Raw genomic sequence first — 7,003 nt, forward strand, 5'->3', positions numbered from 1 at the left:
GCCCGCCGCAGCCGCCCCGGGCCCCGCAGCCCGGAGGTGCCGCGTCGTCGAGCACCGGCGCGCCGATGCTCGGCGACGAGGCGGTCGCGCGTGCCGCCGAGGTCGCCGCCGGACACAGCTCCGAGCGGATCATCGACACGAGCTCCGGCCGTGACGACGGGCTGAACAAGTGCCCCCGCTGCGGCAGCACCGAGATCCAGTACTCGCTGACCGCGAAGGCGCTGGTGTGCTCGTACTGCCGCCACAGCTGGAACGAGGACATCGCCGAGCAGCGCTTCGGACTCGACTCCTCGATCGCGGAGCTGCGCGGCCACACCATGGCCTCCGGCACCGCGGACGTGCGCGAGGACCTCACCACCGTGACCCTGAAGTGCCAGGGCTGCGGCGCGGAGATCGTCCTCAACGTCGACCAGCAGATGCAGGCCCGCTGCCACTGGTGCCGCCAGACCCTCTCGATCAACTCGCAGATCCCCAACGGCGCGGTGCCGGACGCGGTGCTGCCCTTCCTGCTCACCCGAGAGGAGGCGGTCGAGCGGATCGACGCCTTCGCCGGGAAGCGCAAGACCTTCGCGCTGGGCCGCTTCACGCAGGAGTTCGTGCCCGAGAACGTGATGGGCGTGTACATCCCGTATCTCGTGGTCGATGGGAACATGCATGCCGTGCTGCGCGGCACCGGCGAGGTCACCACCCGCGAGTACACGGTGCGGCGCCGCGTGGGCAAGGACAACTACGTCACCGAGACCTACTACGACGCGGACGTCTACGCCGTCCAGCGCGCCTTCGACCTGCTGGTCGACGATCTCACCGTCGAGTCCGCGAGCCGGTTCGACGCGCGCGACAACGAGGACGCGACCAACAACATCCTCAACGCCGTCCAGCCCTACGACACCGAGAACGCGGTCATCTACAACTCGAACTACCTCAAGGGCTTCACCTCCGAGCGGCGCGACCTGAACGTCCGGGACGTCGACGCCGAGGTGGAGAACCGGTTCCTCGCGATCGCCCGGGCGAAGGCCGCCCCCACCATCTCCCGCTACGACCGCGGGGTGCGCTGGAAGGAGGAGGGCGTGGCCGTGCACGGCACGCGCTGGGTGTCGATCTACGTGCCGGTGTGGCTGTACAGCTACGCCGACTCCGCCAAGGGCGAGGGCGCGCTCACCCACTACATCGCCGTCAACGGCCGCACCGGCACCACGATGGGCTCCGTGCCCGTCTCCCATCCGAAGATCTTCGCCGCCTCCTGCGCCGCGGGCACCGTCGCCGCCGTGGTCGGCGCGCTCGCCGGCCTCGCCTACATGTTCTTCTGATGAGCACGCCGACCACGACCGACCACCCCCCGAGGAGGCCCGCATGCACCCGCTGCTCGCTGAGATCGCCGCGGACCCGACCGCCGCGATGCTGCTGGCCGACTCCGGGGACGGCGCCGCCGGGATCGCCTTCCCCTTCCTGCTGGGCCCGGCGGTGTTCCTGGGCACCTACCTCGGCATCTACCGCTATTACCGCAACCGGGACAAGCGGCACGAGTTCGAGAAGAAGACCGACGTCGCCGTCGGCAACCTCCGCACCGGCGACCGGCGCGTCGGCAGCAACAACCGGCAGAAGAGCCGCACCATGTCCGGCGTCAACAGCCGCGACCATCTCGAGCGGGTCCGACGGATCAGGGTGGAGTGATGGCGGAGACGGAGGTCGTCGTCGTCGGAGCCGGGCCTCGCACGGGTGCGGCCCGGCGCGCCCGGGCCGGTGCAGGCCTTCCTCGACCGCGGCGAGGACTTCCTCCAGGCCCGCGATGTGGAGGGGCTTGTCGACCAGATGAACGCGCTGGTGGGGGAGGACCTGATCGATGCCCGCGAGCTCGAGCGCACGATCCGGGCGCGGGACGCCGAGGTGGGCAACCGCTTCTCGAAGGATGCTCAGATCACCGCGCTGCGCGGCGCGCGCGGCTATCTCGGCGACCGCCTGATCCGCACCGCCTCCCCGCACGCTCTGCTCGATCCCTCGGCGGGCCCGCTGATCGCGGTGCGCCTGCACGTGCTGCTGCGCAAGACCCTCGGCGGTCTCGAGACCGACCTCGGCGGCCGCGTGCAGCGCGAGGGCGGCGCAGCGCTGCCGGGCCTCTATGCGGCGGGCGAGGCGAGCGGCTTCGGGGGCGGCGGCGTGCACGGCCGCAACGCGCTCGAGGGCACCTTCCTCGGCGGCTGCCTGTTCTCCGGCCGGCAGGCCGGTCGGGGGATCCTGGACGACCTTCGCTGAGGCCTCACTCCCCGGTGCGCTCGGCGCCCGGGAGCAGGATCGTGGAGAAGTCGTGCTCGCCGTGGCCGGCGGCGATCTCCGCATCCAGGGAGGCGAGCGCGCCGCGGAGGGCGGGCAGGTCGCTGCCCGGACGGTCCGCACCCTCGACGGTGTCGATCATCAGCCGGGCGTCCTTCGCGATGGCATCCGCGGTGAAGTCCCCTCCCTCCGTGCTGCGCTCTCCGCGCACGAACGGGCCCTTCATCCCCGCGATGAACGCGAGCCCCGTGGAGCCGAGCATGTCGAGGGTCGCCTCTGCGGAGGTGCCCGTCGCCTCGCCGAGGGCGAGCGCCTCGCGCAGGCCCTGCGCGGAGACCGCCAGCGCCAGGTTCGCCAGCAGCTTCCCGACGGCGGCCTCGCGGCCGGAGCCGACGCCGCGCAGGCGCTCCGGATCGGCCCAGGGGGCGACGAGCTCGAGCACCTGCTCGCGCCGTCCGTCGTCGGGGGTGCCGACGTAGACGCCGAGCGTGCCCTGCCGGGCCGGGCCCAGGGTGCCGACCACGGGCGCGCCCACGTAGGAGGGGACGGCAGCCGCGAACCCCTCGGCGTCGGCAGGGGAGACGGTGGTGGTGTCCACCCAGGTCACGCCGGCCGGGATCAGGGACGGGACGATCACCGTCTCGCGCACCGCGTCGGGGCCGAACAGCGAGGTGACGACCAGCTCGGCGCCCGCGACGGCCTCGGCGGCGGTGCCGGCGACCGCGGCGCCCGCCTCGGCGAGGCGCTGCGTGCGGGAGGCGGTGCGGTTCCAGACGGTGAGGTCGTGGTCGGGAAGCAGATGGAGGGCCAGCTCAGTGCCCATGCGGCCGGTGCCCAGGAACGCGATTCTCATGCCGCCAGTGTGCCACCGGGCCGTCCACAGCGGCCTGTCGTCCGGCCCCGGGAACGTGCACAATGGAGATCATGACTCCTCGCCTCTCCCGTCGCCGGGCGCTCGTCGCCGCCGCCGCTGCCGGGCTCGGACTGCCCGCCGCCGCCACCGCCACCGCGGCGGAGCCCGCGCGTCGGGGCGGCCCGTTCCAGACGCTGCGCGCCGCGACCTACAACGCCTCCCTGAACCGCGGCCGGGACGGGCAGCTGCTCGAGGACCTGGCCACCGGGGAGGACGCCCAGATCCGGGCGGTCGCCGAGGTCATCCAGATCAACAGCCCCGACATCCTGCTGCTCAACGAGTTCGACCACGACGACGAGGGCCGCGGCGCGGACCTCTTCCGCGAGAAGTACCTCGAGGTGCCGCAGAACGGGCAGAGCCCCGCCTTCTACCCCTACGCCTTCACCGCCCCCGTGAACACGGGCGTGCCCTCCGGCCTGGACCTGAACCGAGACGGCACCGTCGGCGGCCCGGACGACGCCTGGGGGTTCGGCCAGTTCCCCGGCCAGTACGGGATGGTGCTCCTCTCCCGCTACCCGATCCTCGCCGATCAGGTGCGCACCTTCCAGAACCTGCGCTGGGCGGACATGCCGCACAACCTGCTGCCCACCGAGTTCTACGGGCCGGAGATCTCCCCGCAGCTGCGGCTGAGCTCGAAGTCGCACTGGGACGTGCCGGTGCAGATCGGCACGAACGTCCTCCACGTCCTCGCCGCCCACCCCACCCCGCCGAGCTTCGACGGCCCCGAGAAGCGCAACCAGCGCCGCAACCACGACGAGATCCGGCTGTGGGTGGACTACCTCCAGCCCGGCCGTCGCTCGCAGTGGATCGTCGACGACGCCGGGACGCGCGGCGGCCTGGAGCCCAGCGCCCCCTTCGTGATCCTCGGCGACTTGAACTCCGATCCGGCCGACGGCGACTCCTGGCCCGGTGCGATCGAGCAGCTCCTGCGCCATCCCCGCGTCCAGGACCCGAGGCCCACCAGCGACGGCGCCGTCGAGGCGGCCGAGCTGCAGGGCGGCGCGAGCGCCGAGCACGTCGGCGAGGCGCGGTACGACACCGCCGACTTCGCCGAGCCCACTCCGGGGAACCTCCGCGTCGACTACGTGCTGCCGGCCCGCGAGCTGCAGATCGCCTCCTCGGCCGTGTACTGGCCGCGCCAGGGCGAGCCCGGCAGCGAGCTGACCGGCAGCCACCCCTTCCCCACCTCCGATCACCGCCTGGTGCGGGTGGACCTTCAGGTGAAGGCGTGAGCCCGACCTCCGCCCCGCTCCTCGATGTCGCCGCGCTGCACGCGCTGATCGACGAGATCGGGCAGGAGGGTCACCCCCTGGTCCTGCTCGACGTGCGCTGGGCGCTCGACGGCAGCAAGGGCGAGCACGACCACCGCGCCGGGCATCTCCCCGGCGCGGTCTACGTCGACCTCGGCACCGAGCTCGCGGCCCCGGCGCGCCCCGAGGCGGGCCGTCACCCGCTGCCCGACCCCGCAGACTTCGCCGCGACCCTGCGCCGTCTCGGCGTCACCGAGGACTCCCGCATCATCGCCTACGACGACACCGACGGAGCCCCCGCCGCCCGCCTGGTCTGGATGCTGCGCGCCCTCGGCCACGAGGCCTCCGTGCTCAGCGGCGGCCTGCACGCCTGGAACGGACCGCTCGAGAGCGGGCCCGTCACCCCGGAGCCCGGGGACGTGCTGGTGAGGGACTGGCCCGCGGACCGGATCGCGAGCGCCGACGAGGTCGCGCAGCTCGCCGCCTCCGAGGAGGCCGTCGTGATCGACGCACGTGCCCCCGAGCGCTATCGCGGCGAGGTCGAGCCGATCGACCCGCGCGCCGGCCACGTGCCCGGCGCCGTGAACCTGCCCTACGCCGGCAACCTCGATGCGGAGCGGCGCTTCCTTCCCCCCGAGGAGCTGCGCGAGCGCTTCGAGGCCGCCGGCGTCACCGCGGACGGCGAGACCGTCGTGTACTGCGGCTCCGGCGTCACCGCCACCCACGACCTGCTCGCGCTCGAGGCCGCGGGTTTCCCGCGGGTGCGGCTCTTCCCCGGCTCCTGGTCGCAGTGGAGCACCGACCCCGAACGGCTCGTCGCCGTCGGCCCGAACCCCTGAGCCCCTTCCCGCTCACGCTCCCGGGTTGATCTCCCGGATCGCCGCGATGATCTCGCGGTGCCGGCGTCGCTGCGCGGGACGCTCCTCCTCGGGAACGTCCTGGCCCAGCACCGCCGCCCAGATCGGGACCATCTCCTCGTGGTACGAGTGCCCGTGCCCGCCCGGCGCCGCGATCGACAGCGGCATGTCCGAGGCGATCTGCCAGAAGGTGATCCAGGGGAACCAGCGCATCGCCGGGGTGACGTCGTGCCCCACCCGCTCCTGCAGCCAGGCCGGCTCGCGCCACAGCAGCGAGGGGTCGAACCACACCACCGGGTCCGAGGGATGCTGGGCGAAGACCACGCGCGGGGTCTCCCACGGCACGTACAGCCCGCCCCAGTAGTTGCGGTCCAGGTCCCGGGGACGGGTGACCACGCGGACGTGCCGGCCGTCGTCGATGATCGGCGCGACCGCGGGGGAGCCGGGCCGTGCGCGCTTCGTCAGCTGCTCCCACAGCGGCGTGAAGCTCGGGGTGCCCGTCCACACCGCCCCGTCGACCGTGCGCAGCAGCTCGGGCAGGTCGCGGAACGCGGCGGTGCCGCCGAAGGCGCCCAGCGACTCGCCGGCCACGTACAGGCGCGGACGCCGCTGGGGCGGGAGCTGCGTCATCCGGCGCCGCACGCCCTGGACCAGCAGCGCGCCGGCGCGCTGCGGGGAGCGGCGGTCGGCGAGATAGGTGAGGGGGCTCGGGAAGTACGAGTACTGGAGGGAGGCGGTCGCGCAGTTCCCCGCGGTGAGGAACTCGATCGCGGACAGCGACCACTCCTGCAGCCAGCCGGTGCCGGTCCCGGTGAACAGCACCAGCACCTCCCGGTCCCAGGCATCGGTGCGGTCCAGCTCCGCGATCACCGCCTCGACGGTGTCCTCGAGGGTGCGGGAGCCGGACTTCGCGGCGTACACGCGGATCGGCTCGGCCGCCTCACGGCCGACGGTGCGGGAGATCGTGGCCGCCTCCGCGCCGGCGGAGACGATCTTGCGGCCCGGCGCGCCGAGGGACTGCCAGGTCTCCAGCGATCCCGGCCCGCCCGAGCGCAGCGCGGAGGTGGGGCGGGGCACGTCGGGGGAGATCAGCCGGTTCGCGGCGTCGGCCCGTTCGATCATGCCCTCGAGCACCCGCCCGCGGACCAGCCGGTCCACCACCACCGCGACCGTCGCGGCGGTCAGCAGCAGCGAGGAGACGCCGACCACACGCGCCGGCAGGTAAGGGCGCAGCAGGGATCGGTAGAAGCGCGCGGTCGCGACGGTGGACCGGGCGGCGACGAGCGCGGCGAGGGAGAACCCGGCCCCGGCCGCGGTGCCGACCAGGTGCGTGGCGAGGTTCTTGGGCTCCTGCTGGACCAGAAGGCTGATCTCCCGCTGCCGCATCACCCCGCGCACCCACGAGTAGGCGGTGAGGCCGACGAGGGCGCACGCCCCCGCCCAGCGGGCGCGGCGGCGATGGTCCGGGGCGATGTCCACCTCGAGGCCGATCGCGGCACCGGCGCGGCGCACGGCACGGCCCGCGAGGGTGCCGGCGGCGTAGCCGTAGACCTCCGACAGCCCGATGTTCGCCGCCCACATCCACCAGGTGCGGGGCAGCAGGCTCGGGGAGGTCGAGATCCATGCGGTCAGCGAGGCGCCGAGGAAGCCGCCGGTGTCCAGCGGGGCGGCGATCGCCGAGCGGCGCGCCCCGCGACGCGCCCGGCGGGTGGCGC

6 protein-coding genes and 1 pseudogene are annotated in these 7,003 nt (G+C 73.6%); 5 read left to right on the forward strand and 2 right to left on the reverse strand.

Annotation, left to right across the window (positions count from 1 at the left end):
* The 3 genes and pseudogenes from HMPREF3159_RS07520 to HMPREF3159_RS07530 all read left to right on the forward strand — a co-directional run.
* Positions 1-1,307: TFIIB-type zinc ribbon-containing protein (locus tag HMPREF3159_RS07520; RefSeq protein WP_371441700.1), on the forward strand; the 1,307-nt coding region annotated here is incomplete at its 5' end.
* 43 nt (positions 1,308-1,350) lie between these two features.
* Positions 1,351-1,671: a hypothetical protein gene (locus HMPREF3159_RS07525; RefSeq protein ID WP_070500474.1), complete on the forward strand. Its 321-nt coding sequence runs from the start codon at positions 1,351-1,353 to the stop codon at positions 1,669-1,671.
* 39 nt (positions 1,672-1,710) lie between these two features.
* A pseudogene (locus HMPREF3159_RS07530) lies at positions 1,711-2,250 on the forward strand (FAD-binding protein); the annotation flags it as partial.
* Positions 2,251-2,254: 4 nt separating this feature from the next.
* On the opposite strand, the gene HMPREF3159_RS07535 reads toward HMPREF3159_RS07530, so the two are convergent.
* Positions 2,255-3,121 (reverse strand): NAD(P)-dependent oxidoreductase, encoded by an 867-nt coding sequence (locus HMPREF3159_RS07535; protein WP_070500476.1) that lies wholly within the window; start codon positions 3,119-3,121, stop codon positions 2,255-2,257.
* A 71-nt stretch (positions 3,122-3,192) separates the two neighbouring features.
* On the opposite strand from HMPREF3159_RS07535, the gene HMPREF3159_RS07540 reads away from it, so the two are divergent.
* Both HMPREF3159_RS07540 and HMPREF3159_RS07545 read left to right on the forward strand, forming a co-directional pair.
* Complete coding sequence (locus tag HMPREF3159_RS07540; RefSeq protein WP_070500479.1) at positions 3,193-4,413, forward strand: endonuclease/exonuclease/phosphatase family protein; 1,221 nt, start codon at positions 3,193-3,195, stop codon at positions 4,411-4,413.
* On the forward strand, positions 4,410-5,270 hold the full coding sequence (locus HMPREF3159_RS07545) for a sulfurtransferase (RefSeq protein WP_070500477.1): 861 nt from the start codon (positions 4,410-4,412) through the stop codon (positions 5,268-5,270). The genes HMPREF3159_RS07540 and HMPREF3159_RS07545 overlap by 4 nt, the downstream gene beginning before the upstream one ends.
* Before the next feature lie 12 nt (positions 5,271-5,282).
* Here the strand turns inward: HMPREF3159_RS07545 and HMPREF3159_RS07550 are convergent.
* On the reverse strand, positions 5,283-7,003 hold a 1,721-nt coding region (locus HMPREF3159_RS07550), incomplete at its 5' end, for an alpha/beta hydrolase (RefSeq protein ID WP_371441701.1).

The sequence above is a fragment of the Brachybacterium sp. HMSC06H03 genome (assembly GCF_001807385.1).
In the GTDB taxonomy this organism is placed as follows: Bacteria; Actinomycetota; Actinomycetes; order Actinomycetales; family Dermabacteraceae; genus Brachybacterium; species Brachybacterium conglomeratum.

Excerpts from the sequence above, each read along its gene's own strand:
- HMPREF3159_RS07535 (WP_070500476.1), bottom strand. The coding sequence starts at position 3,121 with ATGAGAATCGCGTTCCTGGGCACCGGCCGCATGGGCACTGAGCTGGCC.
- HMPREF3159_RS07525 (WP_070500474.1), top strand. The coding sequence starts at position 1,351 with ATGCACCCGCTGCTCGCTGAGATCGCCGCGGACCCGACCGCCGCGATG.
- HMPREF3159_RS07540 (WP_070500479.1), top strand. The coding sequence starts at position 3,193 with ATGACTCCTCGCCTCTCCCGTCGCCGGGCGCTCGTCGCCGCCGCCGCT.